Source organism: Sphingomicrobium astaxanthinifaciens (assembly GCF_022865105.1).
Classification (GTDB): domain Bacteria; phylum Pseudomonadota; class Alphaproteobacteria; order Sphingomonadales; family Sphingomonadaceae; genus Sphingomicrobium; species Sphingomicrobium astaxanthinifaciens.
In genome coordinates this window covers 450,126-471,444 of sequence record NZ_JAKNYM010000001.1, presented here as the reverse complement: position 1 = coordinate 471,444, position 21,319 = coordinate 450,126, and the positions used below count along the sequence as shown (strand labels likewise).

The following is a 21,319-nucleotide window of genomic DNA, read 5'->3' as shown; positions in this document are numbered from 1 at the left end:
CATGGCGAGCCGGGGCGATCATCTGTTGCAGGGCGACCGGGTTTTCGCGACGGGCGAGGGCTGGCTCGCCCGGCTGGTGGCGCCGGCCTTCAAGCCGTTGCTGCACCGGCTCGATGAACGGCTGGTGCGGGGCGGCATCCACGGGACGCTGCCCGACGGCACCGCGCGCGACATCGGGTTCAACGCGCCCGGACATGTCGCCATCGTCCACCTCCACAGCTACATGGCGCTGGTCCGGCTGGCGCTGGCGGGATCGGTCGGGTGGTACAAGGCGTGGGAAAAGAACGAATGGACGTCGCCCGACCCGGTACCCCTGTTCGCGCTCATCATGGATAACGCCCTCGCGCTCGGCGACACGGCGCGGGCCAAGGGACCGATGCGCTGGATCAACGCGCTGGCGCACCGCTTGCGCGACAACGGGTTGGTGCGGGCGCGAGAGAATATCGCCGCGCACTACGATCTGGGCAACGATTTCTACAGCCAGTGGCTCGACCCGACGATGAGCTATTCCTCGGCGATCTTCGCACCGGGGGACGGGCTCGAGGCAGCGCAGCACCGCAAGATCGAGGCGTTGCTCGACCGGCTCAAGCTTGCCGAAGGCGACCGGCTGCTCGAGATCGGCTGCGGCTGGGGCAGCCTGGCGATCGCGGCGGCGCGGCGCGGGGCCCGGGTCGTCGGCCTGACGCTGTCGACCGAGCAGAAGGCCTGGGCCGATGACCGGATCGCCGAGGCGGGGCTGTCCGACCGGATCGAGATCAGGCTGCAGGATTATCGGCAGTGCAACGAGCACTTCGATGCGGTCGCGTCGGTCGAGATGGTCGAGGCGGTAGGCGAGCGCTGGTGGCCCGCCTATCTCGACTGCATCCGGCGCAATCTGCGGCCCGGCGGGCGGGCGGCGCTGCAGTTCATCTCGATCGACCATCGCCTCTTTCCGGCCTATCGGACCAGCGCCGACTTCATCCAGACCTACATCTTCCCGGGCGGCATGCTGCTCGACGAGCCCGCCTTCAGCGCGCTGGCGCGCGAGCGCGGGCTCACCTGGGGCGATCGACACGGGTTTGCCGCCGACTATGCGCGCACGCTTCGACACTGGCGCGAGCGGTATGACGCGGCGGTGGCGCGCGGCGAGTTGGACGGGTTCAGCGAGCGTTTCCACGACCTGTGGCGCTTCTACTTGATGTATTGCGAAGGCGGGTTCGCCGGGCGCGGGATCGATGTCGCGCAGGTGACGCTGACCCGGACCCGATGACCAGCCGGGCCGAGATGGTCGAGCGGCAGCTGCGCCGCCGCGGCATCTCGGACCCGCGGGTGCTCGAGGCGATGGCGGCGATCCCGCGCGAGCGGTTCATCGCCGACTCGCTGGCGAGCGAGGCCTATGCCGACCGACCGCTGCCGATCGGCGCGGGACAGACGATCTCGCAGCCCTATATCGTGGCCTATATGCTCCAGGCGCTCGAGCTCGCGCCCGACGACCGGCTGCTCGAGGTCGGCGCGGGATCGGGCTATGCGGCGGCGGTGGCGAGCCGGCTGGTGGCGAGCGTCCACGCCATCGAACGGGTGGCGTCCTTCATCGAACCGGCGCGGGCCCGGATGGCCGCGCTGGGCATCGAGACGGTCCGATTGCGCGCAAGCGACGGCAGCGCCGGCTGGCCCGAGGCCGCCCCGTTCGACGCCATCCTCGTTTCCGCGGCGGCGGCGCGCATTCCCCCCGCCCTCGTCGCCCAGCTGGGGGAGGGGGGGCGAATGATCGTGCCCGTGGGATCGCCCGCCCAGCACCAAGAGCTCGTGCTGGTCCGCCGCATTGGCGAGAGGATCAGCCAGCGCGCGCTGTGCGCGGTGCGCTTCGTCCCCCTGATCGAAGGCTAGTCGACGCGAACCGTCTGCCCGGTCGGCGCATCGGACTGCAGCCGCTCGACGAGCGCCTCGGCGACGACCTCGGGCGGCTTGACCTCGGCGGGATCCTCCCCCGGGAAGGCGCGCACGCGCATGGTCGTGCGGGTGGCGCCGGGGTCGAGAAGGTGCACCCGGATCCGGCCCGGGTTCTCATTCTCGTCGGCATAGGCCTTGAGAAGCGTGTCGAAGGCCGCCTTGCTGGCGCCATAGGCGCCCCAATAGGCCCGCGGGTTGGCGCCCACCGAGCTGGTGACGCCGACGACCTCCGCGCGTTCCGCCTTCACCAGCATGGCGTGGAACGCGGCGATCATCGCCTGATTGGCGAGGAGGTTGAGGCTCATGACCCGCACGAATTCGTTGCCGTCGATCGCCTGGACACTGGTCAGCGTCCCCAGCGTCGCGGCGTTGAGGACGAGGATGTCGAGGGCCTCCCAGCGACTGGCGATGGCCTGGCCGAGCTTGCCGATATTGCCATTTTCGAGCAGGTCCATCGGCGCGATCGTGGCGCTGCCGCCGGCGGCATGGATGCGTTCCTCGACCTGTTCGAGCGCGGCGGCATCGCGCGCGACGAGGATGACGTGGGCGCCATTCGCGGCGAGCGCTTCGGCGATGGCAGCACCGATGCCGCGGCTCGCGCCGGTCACCAGCGCGGTCTTGTTGTCAAAAGGCTTGGTCATGGGATCCTAATCGTTCGCGACGAGGTCGAGCTGTTGCGGTTCTTCGCGGTCGCGGTCGGTGAGGGTGGTGGGATAGTCGCCCGAGAAGCAGGCGTCGCAGCGCTGCGGATGGGCCGCATCGCGGTGATCGCCCAGCGCGTTGTAGAGCCCCTCGAGGCTGATGAAGGCGAGGCTGTCGGCCTGGATATGCCTGGCCATCGCCTCGACATTCATCTGCGCGGCGAGGAGCTTCTCGCGGCGCGGGGTGTCGACGCCGTAATAGCAGCTGAAGCGGGTCGGCGGCGAAGCGATGCGCATATGCACCTCGGCCGCGCCGGCATCGCGCATCATCTGCACGATCTTGAGGCTGGTGGTGCCGCGCACGATGCTGTCGTCGATGAGCACGATGCGCTTGCCCTTGATGAGGGCGGAATTGGCGTTGTGCTTGAGCTTGACGCCGAGGTGACGCACGCCATCGGTGGGCTGGATGAAGGTGCGCCCGACATAGTGCGAGCGGATGATGCCGAGCTCGAAGGGGATGTCGGCGGCCTGGCTGTAGCCGATCGCGGCAGGGACGCCGCTGTCGGGCACGGGAACGACGAGATCGGCCTCGACCGGCGCCTCGCGCGCCAGTTCGGCACCGATCGCCTTGCGGGTATGGTAGACGCTGGTGCCCTCGATGATGCTGTCGGGGCGCGAGAAATAGACATGTTCGAAGATACAGGGGCGGGGCTTCTGCTCCTCGAAGGGGTGGAAGCTCTGCAGCCCGTCGTCGTTGACGACGATCAGCTCGCCCGGTTCGACATCGCGGATATATTGCGCGCCGATGACGTCGAAGGCGACGCTTTCGGACGCGAAGACATAGGCGTCGTTATATCTGCCCATGACCAACGGGCGCACGCCGAGCGGGTCGCGGCAGGCGATGAGGCCGTCGGGCAGGAGGCAGACGAGGCTGTAGGCGCCTTCGACCTTTCTGAGCGCCTTCTTGAGGCGCTTGACCGCGGTCGGCTTGGTCGAGGTGGCGACAAGATGGATGATGACCTCGGTGTCGCTGGTCGACTGGAAGATCGAGCCGCGGGCAATGAGCTGGTCGCGGAGCGTCATCGCGTTCGACAGATTGCCGTTGTGCGCCACCGCGAACCCGCCGGTGGCAAGGTCGGCGAACAGCGGCTGGACGTTGCGCAGCGCGGTCTCGCCGGTGGTCGAATAGCGCACGTGCCCGATCGCGGCCGAGCCCGCGAGCTTGCGGATGATATCGTCGCGATCGAAATTGCCGGCGACATGCCCCATGGCGCGGTGGGCATGGAAATTGTGCCCGTCGTGGCTGACGATCCCGGCGGCTTCCTGGCCGCGGTGCTGGAGGGCGTGGAGCCCGAGCGCGACTACCGACGAGGCGCCGTCGGCGCCCCAGACCCCGAAGACACCGCATTCCTCGCGGAGCTTGTCGTCGTCGAACGGATTGGTCGTCAGCATGGCCTTGCGAATCCTCTCCCCACCCACGGACACGCATATAGGAGCGCGAACGCCATTTGTCTCCCTCCTGTCACGAGGGAGCCGCGGGGTTCGCTCGATCATTGGAAGAGGGGAATTTGCGAAAGGACGGCGCATGGCCAAGGACCACGGCGACAGCATCAAGGACGACAAGCTCTACGAAGACCTGCGCGAGGAGGGCTATTCGAAATCGAAGGCGGCAGCGATCGCCAATGCCAGGGTGAACGACAATATCGATCATGACTCGCGGCCCTATGAGGAGCGTACGAAGGAGGAGCTTTACGATCTCGCGCAGGAGCGCGATATCGAGGGGCGGTCGGATATGACCAAGGACGAAATGATCGAGGCGTTGAGGGACTGAGCATGCGGATCATCTGGGGCGGGGCGCTCGTGCTGGCCCTCACGGGCTGCGCGAACGAAGCGGACGATGGCGCGCCGGAAACGGCGGCGCTGGAGGCGGCGCTCTACGCCGCGCAGGATGGTCGCTCGGGCCTCTGCGTCGGCGCGGGCAACGCGGCGAGCTTCATCCTGTATGCCGATGAGGGCGATGCCAATTGCATGGCGGAAGGGCGCGTCGAGGGGGATGGCGACGAACTCGCCTTTGTCCCCCGGGGAGACGAGCAGTGCCGTATCCCGCTCTCGATCGAGGGAAAGGTCGCCCGGCTCGATGCAGGCAATGCCGCTTGCGATTATTATTGCGGCGGCGATGCGCGCCTCGACGCGCGCGAGCTAGTCGCCGATCATGACGCGGCCGTCGATCCGGTCGATCCGGCGGGTGAGGCGATCTGCTGAGCGCAGGGCGTGGGTTGTTCATCGCAACCTCATTGACCTTTACGGAAGCGTCAACTAGCTTACCTTCATGTCAGCTAGCCATGCCGATTCCGACGCCCAATATTCGATCGGGCAGATGTGCGAGGAGTTCGGGGTCACCGCCCGCGCGCTGCGTTTCTATGAAGACGAACGACTGATCTCGCCCAAGCGGGTCGGCACCCAGCGGCTCTATTCCGAACGCGACCGCGCCCGAGTGGCGTGGATCCTGCGTGGCAAGCGCGTCGGCTTCAGCCTCGCCGAGATCGGCGAACTGCTCGATCTCTACGACCTCGGCGACCAGCGCCGAACGCAGCGGCAGGTCACGCTCGACCGCTGCCGCGAGCGGATCGACGCGCTGACCCGTCAGAAAGCCGATATCGACGAAACCATCGAAGAACTGGAAGGCTTCGTGCGCCTTCTCGAAGACAATAGCGAGGACTGAACATGCCCGTCTACGACGCCCCCGTTGCCGATACCAAATATGTGCTCGATCACCTGATCGGGCTGCAGAATTACGCCAACCTTCCCGGTTTCCAGAATGCAGATGCGGATGTCGTCGAGGCGATTCTGACCGAAGGCGGCAAGTTCGCCGCCGAGGTGATCGCGCCGCTCAACCGGTCGGGCGACGAGGAGGGCTGCACCCGGCATGATGATGGCAGCGTCACCACGCCGACGGGTTTCAAGGAAGCCTTCGACCAGTTCCGCGAAGGCGGGTGGGGGACGCTCAGCTTCCCCGAGGAATATGGCGGGCAGGACCTGCCGCACGTGCTGTCGACGGCATTCAGCGAATATGTCGTCGCCGCCAACCAGGCGTTCGAGATGTACAACGGGCTGACGCAGGGCGCGATCGCCGCGCTGCTGGCGGTCGGCTCGGAAGAGCAGAAAGCGACCTACGCCCCCAAGATGGTGTCGCTCGAGTGGACCGGCACGATGAACCTCACCGAACCGCATTGCGGGACCGACCTCGGGCTCATCAAGACCAAGGCCGTGCCGCAGGACGATGGCACCTACAAGATCAGCGGGACCAAGATCTTCATCTCGGCCGGCGAGCACGACATGAGCGAGAACATCATCCACATGGTGCTCGCCAAGATGCCCGACAGCCCCGACAACGTGCAGGGCATCTCGATGTTCATCGTGCCTAAGTATCTCGTCAACGAGGACGGATCGCTGGGCGAGCGCAACGCGGTCAGCTGCGGCTCGATCGAGGAGAAGATGGGTATCCACGGCAATTCGACCTGCGTCATGAACTATGACGAGGCGACGGGCTATCTCATCGGCGAGAAGGAAAAGGGCCTTGCCGCCATGTTCATCATGATGAACGCGGCGCGTCTTGGCGTCGGGCTCCAGGGCCTCGCGCAAGGTGACGCCGCCTATCAGAATGCGGTGGCCTATGCGAAGGACCGTCGCCAGGGCCGGGCCTTGAAGCCCGAGGGGCGCGACGAGGGCGCCAAGGCCGACAGCATCATGGTGCACCCCGACGTGCGCCGCATGCTGATGGACACCAAGAGCTTCACCGAGGCGGCACGCGCGCTCGTGCTGTGGGGCGCGCTCCAGGTGGATCTCGCCCACAAGGCGCAGACCGAGGAGGAGCGTCAGCAGGCCGATGACCTGATCAGCCTGCTGACCCCGGTCATCAAGGGCTACCTCACCGACAAGGGGTTCGAGGCCGCGGTGCAGTCGCAGCAGGTCTTCGGCGGGCACGGCTATATCCGCGAATGGGGGGTCGAACAGTTCGTGCGCGACGCGCGCATCGCGCAGATTTACGAGGGCACCAACGGCGTGCAGGCGATGGATCTCGTCGGGCGCAAGCTGGGCCAGAATGGCGGGCGGGCGATCCGCGCCTATTTCGAGCTGCTCGCGGAGGATATCGCGGCGGCCAAGCAGGCGGGCGACCCCGCTGGGATCGCCGAGCCGCTCGAGAAGGCGGTCGGGCACCTGCAGGGCGCGACCATGTGGCTGGCCCAGAACGGCATGGCCGACCCCAACAATGCCGGCGCGGGCGCCTATGCCTATATGGAGCTGATGGGGCTCGTCACGCTGGGCTGGATGTGGCTCAAGATGGCGGGCAAGAGCGCCGAGCTGAAGGACCAGGCGGGCGAAGATGCCGCCTTCCACGAGGCCAAGCTGCTCACCGCGCGCTATTATGGCGAACGCCACCTGCCCGAGGCGAGCGGGCTGCGTCGCAAGGTCGAGGCGGGGGCGGAAACGCTGATGAAGATGCCGGTCGACGCCTTCTAGGTAGGCGATCGCCTTCGGATGGACCAGGCAAGGGCGGTCGCTTCCAGCGGTCGCCCCTTGTCGTGAATCAACCGGTGCGGCGATCGACGTAGAAGGGCGAGTTCAGCGGTTCGATCCCCGGTGATTTCTTGCGCGGCGGCGCGAGCCGGGTGAGGTTGAAGGTCTCGTCGAACTGGACCCCGAAGCGCCCTGCCTGCGCCCAGCGCACGGTGCCCACGACCGGCCCGGTGCCGATGATGTCGATCGTCAACTCGGTGCCCGGGGCGACCGGGACCGAACATTCGATCAGGGCCCCCATCGCCGAGATGTTGCGTAGGCGGATTTCCACCGGCTGGTTGTTGAGCATGATGAGCCCGCGGCGCATGAGGCGGTGACGCGGTTCGCGCGTATTCTGGTGGCCCTCGGGGGACACCGAGGCGCGCTTGACCATCTCAAACGCGCGGTCGGCGTTGCACGGCTTGCCGAAGATGTAGCCCTGGACCTGGCTGCAGCCGAGTTCGCGGATGAGATTGAGGTCGTCGTGGGTCTCGACCCCCTCCGCCGTGGTGTCCATCCCGAGGCTCTCGGCGAGCGCGACGATGGCGCGAATGATGGCGCTGTTGCGGCTGTGAGGGTTCGAGGCGCCGCGCACGAAGCTCTGGTCGATCTTGATCTTGTCGAATGGCGCGGTCTTGAGATAGCCGAGCGAGGAGTAGCCGGTGCCGAAATCGTCGAGCGCGAGGCGCACGCCGATATTCTTGAGGCGCTGGAACGTCTCGTCGGTGGCCTGGCCTTCGGCGAGGAACACGCCCTCGGTGATTTCCAGCTCGAGCCGCTCGGCGCGCATCCCGTTAGCGGTCAGGAGCGTGGCGATCTTTTCGCAGATCTTAGGATCGTTGAACTGGATCGGGGAGAGATTTACCGCGATGCGAATATTCTCGGGCCATTGCGCGGCGGTGGCGATGGCGGTCTCGAGCACGAAATCGCCGAGGCGGCCGATCAACCCGCATTCCTCGGCGATCGAGATGAACAGGTCGGGCGAAATCGGGCCGCGGACCGGGTGGATCCAGCGCACCAGCGCCTCGAAGCCGATCAGATCCTCGCACGAGGCGCGCACGATGGGCTGGTAGTGGACCTCAAGTTCATGGCGTTCGAGCGCGCCGCGCAGGTCGTTCTCGAGGCGCTGGCGATCGGTGGCCTCGGAGTGCATCGAGGGTTCGAAGAAGCAGTGCTTGCCGCGCCCAGCGGCCTTGGCGGCATAGAGCGCGAGGTCGGCATTGCGCGTCAGGCTGTCGGCACAGGCGCGCCCGGGGTCGCCGATGGCGATGCCGATCGAGGCGCCGATGGTCACGCGGTGGCCTTCGATCTGATAGGGCTGCGAGACCTGTTCGATCATCAGCGTGGCGAGGCGTTCGAGCAGCCCTGTCTCGACCGCGCCGGGCAGCACCGCCTTGAATTCGTCGCCGCCGAGGCGGCCGACCTGCCCGTGGTTGCCAAGCACGCGGGTAAGCCGCTGCGCGACCTGCCGTAGCAACTTGTCGCCGACCGGATGGCCGAGCGTGTCGTTGACGTTCTTGAAGCGGTCGAGATCGATGAGAAAGAGCGCGCACCCTTTCTGGCGGCGCGCCGCGTTGCGCAGCGCTTCGTCGAGCGTCTGGCGCATCATGGCGCGGTTGGGCAGGCTCGTGAGGCTATCGAAGCGCGCGAGGCGACTGATTTCCTGTTCGTTGCGACGCTGTTCGGTCAGGTCGGCGCCGATACCGCGAAACCCGATGAACTTGCCATTCTCGTTGAAGATGGGGTTGCCGGAAAGCGACCAGAGCACATCCTCGTCGCGCGCGGCGCGCACCACGACATCGGCGAAGGGGAAGCGCGCCGAGAGGTGGAAGCCGAGGGTGCGCTCCTCGCGCAAATGTTCCTCGTCGGTGGCGGTGTCGATCGACAGCAGGTCGGTGAAACGGCGACCGAGTAGATCCGATGGATCGCAGTCGAAGTCCTCGGCGAGCTGGCGGCTGACATAGGACAGCGTGCCGGTCGCGTCGGTTTCCCAGAACCAGCCGCGTCCCGAACTTTCAAACTCGGTGACGAAGCGCAGCGCCTGGTGCGCTTCACGATCGAGGATCAGCCGGCGACGGGCGGTGGCGATCATCGTGCGCGCGGAGAAGGTCGCGTATGCGGTGACGACGATGATGGTCAGCGACAGGCCGAGGATGACGACCTCGTCCACCTTGAACACAGCTGCCGACACGGTCGCCGACAGGCCCATGAGGATCGCCAGCGCGGGCGCCCCGATCGCCGCGATCGCCATCGCCACGACCCCGCCGCCGATCACGATGGCGGCGACCAGCGGACTGCCGCCATTGAGGTCGTGGAAGACGCAGGTCGCCAGATAGGCCCAACCCGCCGCACAGAAAGCGGCATAGGCACCGAGCAGCTGGATCGCGCGTGATGGCGCAAGGCTGATCCGCCGCTGGAAGAGCAGCACGCCGAGCGCGATGATGTCGGCGCATAGCAGGCCGATGAGGATGGCAAGGTGGAGCCGGGGGTCGCGGCTCACCCCCTCGATGAAATAATGGACGAACCCGAACAGGTGGGTCAGCCCGAGCAGGAGGGGGATATGGCCGAGCTGCTGCACGCGCTGCTCGGCGATCATTGCCTCGCCATCGTCATGGGCCGGGCGCACGTCGAACGACAAAGCCTCGCGAATGGTCGCGCTGGCGTTGATCTCTTTCGACTGATGCAAGGCCATTCGCTGGCTGCGCATGTGATGCCACCCCTTTCGCGGCGCACCATAGGGCAGCAAGGGTTAACGAGCCGCTATACGGCGCCGGTTAGCGCTGTGTTAGCCATAGGCGTTTGCCTGCGCTGGCGCGCAGAAACGGCGGGAGAGCGGCGCGGGCGAGGTCGATGTTCGAGGCTTTATCGGCGGGGTTAACTCCGCCTTTGGCAACCTGGATCAGCCATCCACATCACCTGCTGTCGGGTGGCTCGAAGGTCTTGGCGCGGCGCAGTTCGGGAAACACGACTGCCCAGACAGCGACGACGATAATCGCGCCAAGACCACCGACGAAGGCGGCGGTGGTCGGCCCGAACAGGCTCGCCATCAACCCGCTTTCGGCATCGCCCAGCTCGTTCGAGGCCGAGATCGACAAGGTCGAGACGGCGCCCACGCGGCCACGCATCTCGTCGGGCGTGTAGAGCTGGATGAGCGAGGAACGGACATAGACGCTGAGCATGTCGGATGCCCCGATCGCCACGAGGAGCCCGAAGGTGAGGATGATCGACCGCGAGAAGGCGAAGCCGATGGTCGCGAGCCCGAAGATGCCGACCGCGATCAGCATCTTGACGCCGACGTCGTGCCGGAGCGGGCGAACCGCGAAGTAGAGGGCGGCAGCCACCGCGCCGACCGCGGGGGCGGCGCGCAGGTGGCCGAACAGGTCGGGCCCGCCGTTGAAAATGTCGGTGGCGAAAATGGGCAACAGCGCGACCGCGCTGCCCAGCAACACGGCGAACAGGTCGAGGCTGATAGCGCCGAGGACGAGACGGTTTTCGCGCACATAGCGGATGCCGGCGACGACCTGGGCGATGGGCCCGTTGCGGCGGTCGGACTTTTGCTGGTCGACATGGCTGATGAGGAACAGCGCGATGATCGCGAGGAGGAAGAGCGCGACGGCGAAGAAATAGGCGGTCTCGATCGACACGGCGAGAAGGTAGCCCGCGATGGCGGGTCCGGCGATGGTCGCGCCCTTCCAGGCGATCGAGGACAGCGCGATCGCGCTGGGCAGGAGGTCGCGGGGCACGATGTTCGAGGCCAGCGCCCCCATCGAAGGCCCCATCAGCACCCGACTGATGCCGACGAAGATGGCGACGAAGTAGATGATGGGCAGGCTGATGATCCCCGCGGCCGTCGTCAGCCCGAGCGCCAGCGCGCTGCCGATCTCGATGACGATGGCCAGCCGGGCGATGGTGCGACGGTCCATCGTGTCGGCGGCCCAGCCCGAAAAGGGCGTGAGGAAGAACAGCGGGACGAACTGGATAAATCCGATGAACCCGAGCCGCAGCGCGGCGGCCTCGATGCTCATGGTTTCACGCGCCAGCGTATAGACCTGATATTCGATCGCGGTGACCATCGCCAGCTGGGCCAGGGTGGCGAGCAGCCGGGCAGACCAGAAAGCGCGGAAATTTGCGATGCGAAAAGGGTCGGGAAGCCAGCTCATGCGCTTGGCGTTAGGGGCCAAATTGGCGCTCGACAAGGGCGCTGGCGGGTGGCTAGCGTGGCGCCGATGGCCAAACCCAAGAAGAGATATGTCTGCCAGGCTTGCGGGTCGGTGACCTCGCGCTGGCAGGGACAATGCGTCGATTGTGCCGAGTGGAACACGCTGGTCGAGGACGCCGAGGTCGTCGCGACGACCTTCGCCAAGAAGCATAATCTGCAGGGGGGCGGTCGCCGGATCCAGCTGGTGGGGCTCGACGACGAGGTCACCATCCCCGAGCGGATGCGGACGGGGATCGCCGAATTCGATCGTGCGCTCGGCGGCGGGCTGGTCCCCGGCTCCGCCACGCTGATCGGGGGCGACCCGGGGATCGGCAAGTCGACGCTGCTGTTGCAGGTCGCCGCGCGGCTGGCGAGCAGCGGGCGTGAGACGATCTATGTCTCGGGCGAAGAGGCCGCCGACCAGGTGCGGCGGCGCGCGCTTCGGTTGGGGCTCGGCGAGGCACCGGTACGGCTCGCCGCGGCCACCTCGGTCCGCGACATCCTGACAACGCTGGGCGAGGGCGACCCGCCCGCGTTCCTCGTCATCGATTCGATCCAGACCATGCACTCGGACATGATCGAAGGGGCGCCGGGAACGGTGAGCCAGGTCCGCGCCTCGGCCCACGAACTGGTCCGTTTCGCCAAGGAGAAAGGCTGCGCGCTGATCCTGGTGGGGCACGTCACGAAGGACGGAAATATCGCGGGCCCGCGCGTGCTCGAGCACATGGTGGACACGGTGCTCGGCTTCGAGGGCGAGCGCAGCCACCAATATCGCATCCTCCGGGCGATCAAGAACCGCTTCGGCGGGACCGATGAGATCGGGGTGTTCGCGATGGAGGCCGAGGGGCTCGAGGAGGTGGGCAATCCCTCCTCGTTGTTCCTGACCGAACGCGGCGAGGAAGTGTCGGGCACGACCGTCTTTCCCGCGCTCGAGGGGACACGGCCGGTGCTCGTCGAACTGCAGGCGCTGACGGTACGGCTGGCGAGCGGGGCCACCCCGCGTCGCTCGGCAGTGGGGTGGGATTCGGCGCGGCTGGCGATGCTGCTCGCGGTGCTCGAGGCGCGTTGCGGCATCAGTTTTGCCAATGTCGAAGTCTATCTCAATGTGGCGGGCGGCTATCGGTTGAACGACCCGGCGGCCGATCTCGCGGTGGCCGCCGCGCTCGTTTCCGCCCTGTCCGAACGGCCGCTGCCGGCGGGAACGATCACCTTCGGCGAAGTCGCGCTTTCGGGCGAACTGCGCCCGGTCGCGCATGCCGGGCTCAGGCTCAAGGAAGCCAGCAAGCTCGGATTCGAGCGGGCCTGGGTACCCGGCGGGGTCGATCCGGCGGGGGGCATGGCGTGCGACGGCTTCGCGCGGCTCGGCGCGCTGACCGACAAGCTGCTGGGCCGTTAGGGCTGGCGCACTGGGGCACGACGGGCTAGCCGGGGCGCGATGACAGCACTCGACATCCTCATCCTGATCCTGCTGGGCGGCGGCGCGTTGCTCGGTTTCGTGCGCGGATTTGTGCAGGAAGTGTTCTCACTCGGCGCCTGGGTCGCCGCGGTCCTGGCGGTGAAGTTCGGACACGCGCCGGCGAGCGCGCTGCTCGCGCCGCACATGGACAGCGAAAGCGGCATCATGGTCGCCGCCTTCGTGCTCCTGTTCCTGCCCGCCTATCTCGTGGTCCGGCTGCTCGCGCAAAAGCTGGGCGGACGCACGCGGCGATCGCTGATCGGGCCGGTCGACCGGCTGCTGGGCGGGCTCTTCGGGATGCTCAAGGGGCTGGTGACCGCGACGGTGCTGTTCCTCATCGCGAGCTTCGCGACCGATATCTTCTACGGTGCCGATGCACCGCGCCCCGAATGGATGCGCGAGGCACGGACCTATCCCTTGCTCAACGCCAGCGCGCGCGCGACGGTGGATCTCGTCGAAACGCAGCGCGAGGAAGGACTGCTGTGACCATTCGCCTGCACGACACGATGGCGCGCGAGAAGCGCGAATTCGTACCCGCCGACCCGACGCGCATCACGATGTACGTGTGCGGCCCCACCGTCTACGGTCGCGCGCATATCGGCAACATGCGCCCGCCCGTGGTGTTCGACACGCTGGCCCGCCTCATCCGCCACGACTACGGCGCCGACAGCCTCGTCTATGCGCGCAACGTCACCGACATCGACGACAAGATCATCGAGAAGGCCGCGGACGAAGGGGTCGAGCCGGCGGTCATCACCGCCCGCAACGAGGCGCACTATCTGGAAGATACCGGCGCGCTCGGCGTGACGCCGCCCGACCTTGCGCCGCATGCGACGCATGAAGTCCCCGTGATGGTGGCGATGATCGAGCGGCTGATCGCCGAGGGGCACGCCTACGAGGCCGAAGGGCATGTATTGTTCGCGGTCGACAGCGACCCCGATTACGGAGGCTTGTCGAGGCGCGATCGCGACGCGATGATCGCCGGGGCACGAGTCGAGGTGGCACCCTATAAGCGCGATCCGGCCGACTTCGTCCTCTGGAAGCCCTCGGCCGAAGATGTCATCGGCTTCGACAGCCCGTGGGGCCGCGGGCGACCCGGCTGGCATATCGAATGCTCGGCGATGATCGCCGCGCATCTGGGCGAGACGATCGACATCCACGGTGGCGGGCTCGACCTCGTCTTCCCGCATCATGAGAACGAGATCGCGCAAAGCCGGTGCGCGCATGGCGGCGCGCCGCTCGCGCGTTACTGGATGCACAACGGCTTCGTCGACATGGGCGCGGAGAAGATGTCCAAGTCGCTCGGCAACATCATCACCCCCGAGCAGCTCCTGAAGGAGCACAAGGGAGAGACGCTGCGCTTCGCGTTACTGTCGGCGCATTATCGCCAGCCGCTGCCGTGGAGCGGGAAGCTGGTGGAGCAAGCCAAGGCGACGCTCGACGGGCTCTACCGCAAGGTCGGCGACGCGACGGCCACGGCGCCCGACCCGGCGGTCATCGACGCGTTGCGCGATGACCTTAACACCCCGCTCGCGCTGGCGCGGCTGGGGCAGGTCGACGATCCCGGCAGCCTCAAGGCCTCGGCCATGCTGCTGGGCGTGCTCGAGGGCAGTGCGGACGAATGGTTCCAGGGCGCGGACGCGGCGCAGGCCGCCGCGATCGAGGAGCAGATCGCCGCGCGCGCGGCGGCCAAGCAGGCGCGTGATTTCGCGACCGCCGACCGGATCCGCGAGGAGCTGGCGGCCGATGGCATCGTCCTCGAGGACGGTCCCGAGGGAACGACATGGCGGCGGGGGTGAAGCCGCCGGCCTATACCAAGGAAATTCTCAGGCTGGCCGCCGGGCTGCCCGACCTGCCGCCCATCGCCGCGCCCGACGCCAGTGCCAGCCTGCGCTCGCCGACCTGCGGGGCGACGATCGCCCTGACGCTGCGCGCCGAGCAGGGCCGCGTCACCGAGATTGCCGCGCAGGTCTCGGCCTGTGCCTACGGGCAGGCCGCCGCCGCGTTGATGCTGGCGCATGCGCGCGGATGCGACCGGGCCGCGGCCGAGGGTGCGCTGATCGCCATCGAGGACTGGCTCAACGGCTCCAGCGCGCTGGCGCCCGACTGGCCGGGGATGGCAGCGCTCGCTCCGGCGCGCGAGCGGCCCGGTCGGCATGGCGCGATCCTTTTGCCCTTCAGAGCGTTGGCGAGGGCAATGGAGGACTTGTAATGGCGGCACCGAGCGGGGGTGAAGAGGGCGGCGCGCACGCCTTTACCGGCGAATTGCTGCTCGATGGCGCGATCATGCTCGGCGCCGCGCTCGTCTTCGTCACACTGTTCCGGCGTCTCGGCCTGGGGGCGACGCTCGGCTATATCGTCGGCGGCGCGATGATCGGGCCGTTCGTGCTCGGTTTGGTCGGCAATGCCGAAAACATCATGTCGATCTCCGAATTCGGGATCGCCCTTCTCCTCTTCATCGTCGGGCTCGAACTCAATCCCAGTCGATTGTGGCGATTGCGCCGGGACATCTTCGGGCTCGGGGTGGTGCAGGTCCTGAGCTGCGGGCTGGCGCTGTCGGCGCTGGCGCATCTCGTGCTCGGCTTCAGCTGGGAAGCGGGGCTGGCGATCGGGATGAGCCTGTCGCTGTCCTCCACCGCGCAGGTCCTGCCGATGCTGCGCTCGACGGGGGAATTGCACCAGCCGCATGGCGAACGCGCCTTCTCGGTCCTGCTGCTCCAGGACATCTCCATCGTCCCGCTCCTCACGCTGATTGCGGCGCTGAGCCGGGCACCGGCCGATCCGAGCGACCCGGGCGGGGTGACCCTCGCCCTCTACACGGTCGGGGCGATCATCGGCCTGATCGTGGCGGGGCGCTTCGTCATCAACCCCTTCTTCCGGGTGATCGGGCGGCTGGGCGAGCGCGAACTGTTCGTGGTCGCGGCGCTGTTCACCGTGGTCGGTGCGGCCGCGTTGATGAGCTGGCTCGGCCTGTCGACCGCGCTCGGGGCCTTCGTCGCCGGGGTGATGCTCGCCGAGAGCCCCTACCGACACGAGCTCGAGAGCGACGTCGAACCGTTCCGATCGATCCTGCTCGGCTTCTTCTTCCTGTCCGTCGGCATGATGCTCGACCTCGGGGTGATCGCGGCGCGGCCGGGCACCGTCATCCTGTGCGCGGTCGGGATCGTGGTGGTGAAAGGGGTTATGATCAGCGGCCTCGGGCGCGCCTTCGGGCTCAACCTGTTCGGCGCGTTGCGGCTCGGATTGCTCCTGAGCCAGGCCGGCGAATTCGGTTTCGTCCTGCTGGCGCAGGCGATGCAGGCGCAGCTGGTCGCGCCCGAGGGCGTGTCGCTGTTCGGGGCGGTGATTACGCTCACCATGGCCACGACTCCCCTGCTGATGATGCTGATCGACCGCCTCGAAGCGCGCCATTCCCAAGGGGCGGGAGAGCGCGAAGGGCCCGAGGCGGCGCCCAAGGGGCAGGTCATCGTGGTCGGCTACGGGCGCTTCGGGCAGACCGTGTCGCAGATGCTCATGGCGAAGAAGATCGGCGTCACGCTGATCGACAAGGACGCCGATCAGATCGATATCGCCGAAGAGTTCGGTTTCAAGGTCTATTACGGCGACGGGATGCGGCTCGACCTGCTGCGTACCGCCGGCGCGGAAAATGCGCGCGCGATCCTGTTCTGCAACGATCGCGACGACGTCGCGAGCGAAGCGCTGGAGGCGGTCGCCGAAGCCTTCCCGCAAGCCGCGCTGATGGTACGGAGCTACGATCGACGGCACAGCATGGCGCTCGACGGGCTCGACCTCGCCTTTTGTGTCCGGGAGCTGTTCGAAAGCGCGGTCCTCATGGGCAAGGCCGCGCTGACCGAGCTGGGGTTCTCGCAGGACGAGGCCGAGCGGGTCGAGCGCGAATATCGCAACCTCGATGCCGAGCGGCTCGAACGCCAGAGCAAGACCGGCGACCTGCACGCCGGGAAGGAACGCATGTTCAAGGAAGGCCAGCCGATGGGCCCCGACGGCAAGCTAAAGCCGAGCGAGGAAGGCCGCTAGCGCGTCTTCGGCCACGTCGCGGGCGAGGAATGCCTCGCCAATCGCGCGCAGGAGGACGAGCGTGAGCCGACCGTCCTCGTTTTTCTTGTCGTGACGCATCGGGGCGAGGAGATCGCCCCCGCGCCCGTCGAGCCCGGCGTCGCCCAGATGGGTCGGCAGCCCGAGGGCGGCAAGATCGCGGGCGATCTGGTCGGCGGTGGCGGCGGGGAGGTGACCACTGGCGACGCTGAAGCTGGCGGCGAGCACCATCCCGATCGCCACCGCCTCGCCGTGCAGGATGGAACCGAGTCCAGCGAGCGCTTCGATCGCATGCCCGAAGCTGTGCCCGAGATTGAGGAGCGCCCGGCGCCCAACGCGGTCCTCGAGGTCGCCGGCGACGAGGTCGGCCTTCATCGAGACCGCAGTCGCGATCGCATGGCTGGCGGCAGTGCTGTCGAGGGTTTCGAGCCGCCGAGCGCCGCCATCGACCAGCCAGGCATAGAATTCGCTGTCGCCGATCAGCCCATATTTGACGGTTTCGGCAAGCCCCGCACGCCACTGGCGCGCATCGAGCGTGCGCAGGACCTCGGGATCGATGATGACCGCTTGCGGCGGATGGAAGGCACCGACGAGGTTCTTCTGTCCCTCCGCGTCGATCGCAGTCTTGCCGCCGACGCTGCTGTCGACCTGCGCGAGCAGCGTCGTGGGGAGGTGGATCACCGGGACGCCGCGGCGGTAGAGCGCGGCGGCGAGCCCCGCTAGATCGCCCACCGCACCTCCTCCGAGCGCGAGGATCGGGTCCGATCGCTGGTGGTTGCGCGCGGACAGGAAGCCGATGACCCGCTCGAGCTCGTCCCAGCATTTGGCCGCCTCGCCTTCGGGGAGCAGGAAGGGGTCGAGTGCGACAAGTTGCCCGAGGCGATCGCCGTGCAGACCGAAGACCCGCGCATCGGACAAGCAGGCGAACGGACGTTTGGCGGCGTCCAGCCCGAGCGCCGCGACCGCCGAGGCCATCGGCCCGATCAGGACCGGATAGCGGTCGTCGTCGCGCGCGGGGGCCTCAATGCGCTTCATGCCAGATGCTCTTCCAGGGCCGCGATGATGCGATCGACAACGTCGACATGCGCGCTCTTGCTGCTCTCGATGCGCAGATGGGCCTCGGCATAGAGCTTACGCCGCTGCTCGAGCAATTGCCGCAATTTCTGCTCGCGCCCGCCCCCGCGCAGCAGCGGACGCGTATCGCGCCGACCGGTGCGCTCGGCAAGGATCTCGATCGGGGCATCGAGCCAGACGGTGATGCAGTCGCGGTTGAGCAATGTGCGCGTCTGGGGGTCGACGAAGGCGCCGCCCCCGGTCGCAATTACGCAAACGGGGCCGCCCGCCAGTCGCGCCACGAGGCGACGTTCGCCATCGCGAAACTCGGTTTCCCCGAACCGCTCGAATACTTCGGCGGCCGAATAGCCCGACGCATCGGCAATCGCATCGTCGCTGTCGACGAAGTCGAGACCGAGGCGACGGGCAAGCCGGCGCCCGACCGTCGACTTGCCCGCACCCATGAGGCCGACGAGGACGACCGAGCGGTCGAGACGGGAGGCGAGACGATGTGTCATCGAGAAGGGGCTATACTGTCTGCGCGCGCTAAGGCAAAAGCCTGTCTCATGAACCTTGCCGGACCCAAGAAACGCCGCCCCAAGGGGCCGTTCATCCTCGCCCTCGTCATCGCGCTGATCGTCGGCGCACTCTTTCTGTTCTCGAGCATGGCTTCGGAAGAGCCGGTGCAGACCATCGAGGAAGAGGTCGTTCTCGGTGGCGATGTGCAATAGCGGCTGGCTGTTCGCGGGCGCGGGCAGCCTCCTCGCGCTGAGCGCCGCGGTGGCAGCACCCGAAACCCCCGAATCGCTTCTGCCACCAGGTTTCGAGACGCCGCCGCCGGCTCCGACGAGCCCGCCGCGCCCGGCGCCCTCCCGCCCCGTGCCCGAGCCGCGCGACCGGTCGGTCGCCGGGTCCGACCCCATCGCCGATCCGATCGAGGAGCCGAGCGTGCAGGCGCTGGAAGGGGAGGCGCGGGCCGACACCGCGCCGACCACCGAGGAGGCGCCCGACGCGCTCGAGACCGCCGGCGTGTTCGCCGCCTCGAATGCCGCCTTTGGCTTTGCCGGCGAGGCGCCGTGGGGGACGGTCGAGGGGCTGTCCCACAAGACGCTGATGCGCCGCCTCGATGTGCCGCTGGCCTCGCGCTGGGGGCATATCGCGCTGCGCAACGCGCTGCTTGCCGAAGCGCCCGCCCCGCGCGAGGTAGAGATGCAGGACTGGCTGGCCGAGCGCGCGTGGTTGTTGCTGCGCATGGGGGAAGCCGACGCGGCGCGACTGCTGCTCGCGGGGACGGACCCCGATCGTTTTTCCGCCAAGCTCGCGCAGGTCGCGCTGCAGGTGGCGCTGGCGACCGCCGACCCGGCCGCGGCCTGCCCGGTGGCGCCCCGGCTCGACGATGCCGAGCCCGATGCCGAGCCGCTCGTCCGGGCGATGTGCGCGGCGCTGTCGGCGCAACCCGAAATCGCCTCCGACGCGATCGCGCGCGCGCGCCGCGGCGGCGAGGCCGATGCGATCGACCTGGCGCTGGTCGACAAGCTGGTGGGCGCCGGTGCCGGCACGGGGCGGGCGGTGACCCTCGAGTGGGACAGCGTCGATCGCCTCAACAGCTGGCGTTTCGGGCTGGCCGGCGCGACCGGGCTGTTGCCCCCGGACCGACTGATGCAGGGCGCGAGACCGCGCGTGGCCGCGTGGGCCGCGAGAGCCCCGCTGCTCACCTCGTCGCAGCGGCTCCCATTCGCCCGTACCGCCACCGGGCTGGGCGTCTTTTCGGGACAGGCGTTGGTCGATCTCTACGCGGTCGACTATGATTATCTGCCGCCTGAGGAGAGAGGTGCGAGCGAGGCATTCCAGTTGCGGCGGACTTTCGTCGCGCGCAGCGAGGCCGACCGCATTGCGGCGATGCGCGACTTCTGGTCGATCGGCGAGGGTCCGCACGAGCGGCTCGCCTCGCGCGCGGCGACCGCGCTGGCGGCCGCGCAGATCACGCCGTCCGATCGTCATGCCGATGCCGCGAGCGACCTGATCGCCGCGATGCTCACTTCCGGCTTTGTCGAACAGGCCGCAGCTTGGGGCCCGACGATCGTGGCGATGGACGAGGCCGAGGCCGATTCCGCCTGGGCGCAGCTGGTGCTGGCGCTGCCGCAGGTCGACGGGCTGGGGCTGGGAGCCGACCGGCTGCGCGACTTCGTCGCCCGCGACGAGGCCGACGGCAAGCCGCGCAGCGCGATGCTGGTCGCGATGCTCGCAGGACTCGGTCGGATCGATCCCGCGCTCGCCAGCCGGATCAGCGACGACGAGAAGTTCGGTCTCGATGGCGAGACCCGCCTCACGCGGATGCTCGATGCCGCCGCAGCGCGCGGCGAGGGTGCGACGGTGATCCTGCTCGCCGCCACCGCGCTGCAGGCGGCCGACATCGATGGCATTCCCCCGCTCTACCTCCGGCACATCGTCGCCGCGTTGGTGGCGGTGGAGCAGGACTTCCTCGCGCGCATGATCGCAGCCGAGGCGATCGCGCGGCTGTGAGCCCCGACGACCGCGCGCTGGTCGATCGCTTCTGCGACATGCTCGCCGCCGAGGCCGGCGCCTCGCGCCACACGCTGGCGGCCTATCGCGGCGACCTGGCGGCAGCGGCGGCGGTGCTCGGGTCGCTCGGCGCGGCCGATGCCGAAGCGCTCAAAGCGCTGGGGGGGCAGTGGACCGCGCTGGCCGCCGCAACGGTGGCGCGCCGGTCAAGCGCCCTGCGCCGTTTTTACGGCTTCCTCGTCGAGGAGGGGCTGCGCGCCGACGACCCGTCGGATGGGTTGCCGCGGCCCAAGGTCAAGCGACCGCTCCCCCGATTGTTGTCGACCGAGGAAGTCGCGGCGATGCTCAGTGATGCCGCCGAGCGCGCCGTCGCGGGCGCGCCGCTCGCACGGCGCAACCACGCGCTGCTCGAACTGCTCTATGGATCGGGGCTGCGGGCAAGCGAGCTCGTGAGCCTGCCGCGGCGCTCGGTGCGGCGCAGCGACCCCTTCCTGATCCTGCGCGGGAAGGGCGAGAAAGAGCGGCTCGTGCCGATTTCCGACGCCGCGCACCGGGCGATCGCGAACTGGCTCGACGGGGCGGACGATTCGCCGTGGCTGTTCCCGGGCGGCAGGGGCCCCCTTTCGCGGGTGCGGCTGTTCCAGATCGTCCGGGCGATGGCCGCGCGCGTCGGCATCGCGCCCGAGCGGGTCAGCCCGCACGTGTTGCGTCACGCCTTCGCCACGCACCTGCTCGAGGGCGGCGCCGATCTGCGCACGCTACAGGCGCTGCTGGGGCACGCCGACATCGCCACCACGCAGATCTATACCCATGTCGACAGTCGGCGGCTGGTCGAACTCGTCAACGAGCGCCATCCGCTGGCCCGGCGGCATCGCGGCGAGAGCGATTGACGGCGACAAGGCAGGGGCG

20 protein-coding genes are annotated in these 21,319 nt (G+C 68.0%); 14 read left to right on the top strand and 6 right to left on the bottom strand.

Going from position 1 to position 21,319, the window contains the following annotated elements; genetic code table 11:
* Window position 1 precedes the first annotated feature (1 nt).
* Entirely contained in the window at window positions 2-1,249 is a 1,248-nt protein-coding gene (locus tag L8951_RS02295; RefSeq protein WP_244381382.1) for an SAM-dependent methyltransferase, read from the top strand.
* Window positions 1,246-1,866 carry a protein-L-isoaspartate(D-aspartate) O-methyltransferase gene (locus tag L8951_RS02290; RefSeq protein ID WP_244381381.1) on the top strand — a complete coding sequence of 207 codons (621 nt, stop codon included), beginning with the start codon at window positions 1,246-1,248 and terminating at the stop codon, window positions 1,864-1,866. The genes L8951_RS02295 and L8951_RS02290 overlap by 4 nt, the downstream gene beginning before the upstream one ends.
* On the opposite strand, the gene L8951_RS02285 is transcribed toward L8951_RS02290, so the two are convergent.
* Window positions 1,863-2,570, bottom strand: coding sequence for an SDR family NAD(P)-dependent oxidoreductase (locus L8951_RS02285; protein WP_244381380.1), 708 nt, complete (start codon window positions 2,568-2,570; stop codon window positions 1,863-1,865). The two genes, L8951_RS02290 and L8951_RS02285, sit on opposite strands and share 4 nt — an antisense overlap.
* Before the next feature lie 6 nt (window positions 2,571-2,576).
* Window positions 2,577-4,022 carry an amidophosphoribosyltransferase gene (gene purF, locus L8951_RS02280; protein ID WP_244381379.1) on the bottom strand — a complete coding sequence of 482 codons (1,446 nt, stop codon included), beginning with the start codon at window positions 4,020-4,022 and terminating at the stop codon, window positions 2,577-2,579.
* A gap of 133 nt (window positions 4,023-4,155) precedes the next feature.
* Here purF and L8951_RS02275 point away from each other — a divergent pair, with 133 nt between their 5' ends.
* From L8951_RS02275 to L8951_RS02260, 4 genes are all read left to right on the top strand, one after another.
* Entirely contained in the window at window positions 4,156-4,401 is a 246-nt protein-coding gene (locus L8951_RS02275) for a DUF7218 family protein (RefSeq protein WP_244381378.1), read from the top strand.
* 2 nt (window positions 4,402-4,403) lie between these two features.
* Window positions 4,404-4,832 (top strand): hypothetical protein, encoded by a 429-nt coding sequence (locus L8951_RS02270; protein WP_244381377.1) that lies wholly within the window; start codon window positions 4,404-4,406, stop codon window positions 4,830-4,832.
* Between the two features lie 67 nt (window positions 4,833-4,899).
* Window positions 4,900-5,292, top strand: coding sequence for a MerR family transcriptional regulator (locus L8951_RS02265; RefSeq protein WP_244381376.1), 393 nt, complete (start codon window positions 4,900-4,902; stop codon window positions 5,290-5,292).
* Window positions 5,293-5,294: 2 nt separating this feature from the next.
* Window positions 5,295-7,091 carry an acyl-CoA dehydrogenase C-terminal domain-containing protein gene (locus L8951_RS02260; protein ID WP_244381375.1) on the top strand — a complete coding sequence of 599 codons (1,797 nt, stop codon included), beginning with the start codon at window positions 5,295-5,297 and terminating at the stop codon, window positions 7,089-7,091.
* Between the two features lie 67 nt (window positions 7,092-7,158).
* Here L8951_RS02260 and L8951_RS02255 read toward each other — a convergent pair whose 3' ends face one another.
* Entirely contained in the window at window positions 7,159-9,834 is a 2,676-nt protein-coding gene (locus L8951_RS02255) for an EAL domain-containing protein (protein WP_244381374.1), read from the bottom strand.
* A gap of 205 nt (window positions 9,835-10,039) precedes the next feature.
* A complete protein-coding gene (locus L8951_RS02250; RefSeq protein ID WP_244381373.1) occupies window positions 10,040-11,287 on the bottom strand; it encodes an MFS transporter in 1,248 nt (415 codons plus the stop codon).
* A gap of 66 nt (window positions 11,288-11,353) precedes the next feature.
* On the opposite strand from L8951_RS02250, the gene radA reads away from it, so the two are divergent.
* The 5 genes from radA to L8951_RS02225 are packed head-to-tail and all read left to right on the top strand — an operon-like array spanning window position 11,354 to window position 16,816.
* Window positions 11,354-12,721 (top strand): DNA repair protein RadA, encoded by a 1,368-nt coding sequence (gene radA, locus L8951_RS02245; protein WP_244381372.1) that lies wholly within the window; start codon window positions 11,354-11,356, stop codon window positions 12,719-12,721.
* A gap of 39 nt (window positions 12,722-12,760) precedes the next feature.
* Window positions 12,761-13,267 (top strand): CvpA family protein, encoded by a 507-nt coding sequence (locus tag L8951_RS02240; RefSeq protein ID WP_244381371.1) that lies wholly within the window; start codon window positions 12,761-12,763, stop codon window positions 13,265-13,267.
* On the top strand, window positions 13,264-14,580 hold the full coding sequence (gene cysS / locus L8951_RS02235) for a cysteine--tRNA ligase (RefSeq protein WP_244381370.1): 1,317 nt from the start codon (window positions 13,264-13,266) through the stop codon (window positions 14,578-14,580). Before L8951_RS02240 ends, cysS begins: the two co-directional genes overlap by 4 nt.
* Window positions 14,565-14,993: an iron-sulfur cluster assembly scaffold protein gene (locus L8951_RS02230; RefSeq protein WP_244381369.1), complete on the top strand. Its 429-nt coding sequence runs from the start codon at window positions 14,565-14,567 to the stop codon at window positions 14,991-14,993. The genes cysS and L8951_RS02230 overlap by 16 nt, the downstream gene beginning before the upstream one ends.
* Window positions 14,993-16,816: a monovalent cation:proton antiporter-2 (CPA2) family protein gene (locus L8951_RS02225; protein ID WP_244381368.1), complete on the top strand. Its 1,824-nt coding sequence runs from the start codon at window positions 14,993-14,995 to the stop codon at window positions 16,814-16,816. The genes L8951_RS02230 and L8951_RS02225 overlap by 1 nt, the downstream gene beginning before the upstream one ends.
* Here L8951_RS02225 and aroB read toward each other — a convergent pair.
* Complete coding sequence (gene aroB, locus L8951_RS02220; protein ID WP_244381367.1) at window positions 16,790-17,869, bottom strand: 3-dehydroquinate synthase; 1,080 nt, start codon at window positions 17,867-17,869, stop codon at window positions 16,790-16,792. The two genes, L8951_RS02225 and aroB, sit on opposite strands and share 27 nt — an antisense overlap.
* Window positions 17,866-18,405 (bottom strand): shikimate kinase, encoded by a 540-nt coding sequence (locus L8951_RS02215; RefSeq protein ID WP_244381366.1) that lies wholly within the window; start codon window positions 18,403-18,405, stop codon window positions 17,866-17,868. Before L8951_RS02215 ends, aroB begins: the two co-directional genes overlap by 4 nt.
* A 48-nt stretch (window positions 18,406-18,453) precedes the next feature.
* Here L8951_RS02215 and L8951_RS02210 point away from each other — a divergent pair, with 48 nt between their 5' ends.
* The 3 genes from L8951_RS02210 to L8951_RS02200 are packed head-to-tail and all read left to right on the top strand — an operon-like array spanning window position 18,454 to window position 21,300.
* A complete protein-coding gene (locus L8951_RS02210) occupies window positions 18,454-18,618 on the top strand; it encodes a hypothetical protein (protein WP_244381365.1) in 165 nt (54 codons plus the stop codon).
* Complete coding sequence (locus L8951_RS02205) at window positions 18,602-20,410, top strand: hypothetical protein (protein WP_244381364.1); 1,809 nt, start codon at window positions 18,602-18,604, stop codon at window positions 20,408-20,410. The genes L8951_RS02210 and L8951_RS02205 overlap by 17 nt, the downstream gene beginning before the upstream one ends.
* A complete protein-coding gene (locus L8951_RS02200; RefSeq protein ID WP_407696383.1) occupies window positions 20,407-21,300 on the top strand; it encodes a tyrosine recombinase in 894 nt (297 codons plus the stop codon). The genes L8951_RS02205 and L8951_RS02200 overlap by 4 nt, the downstream gene beginning before the upstream one ends.
* Window positions 21,301-21,319: the final 19 nt, after the last annotated feature.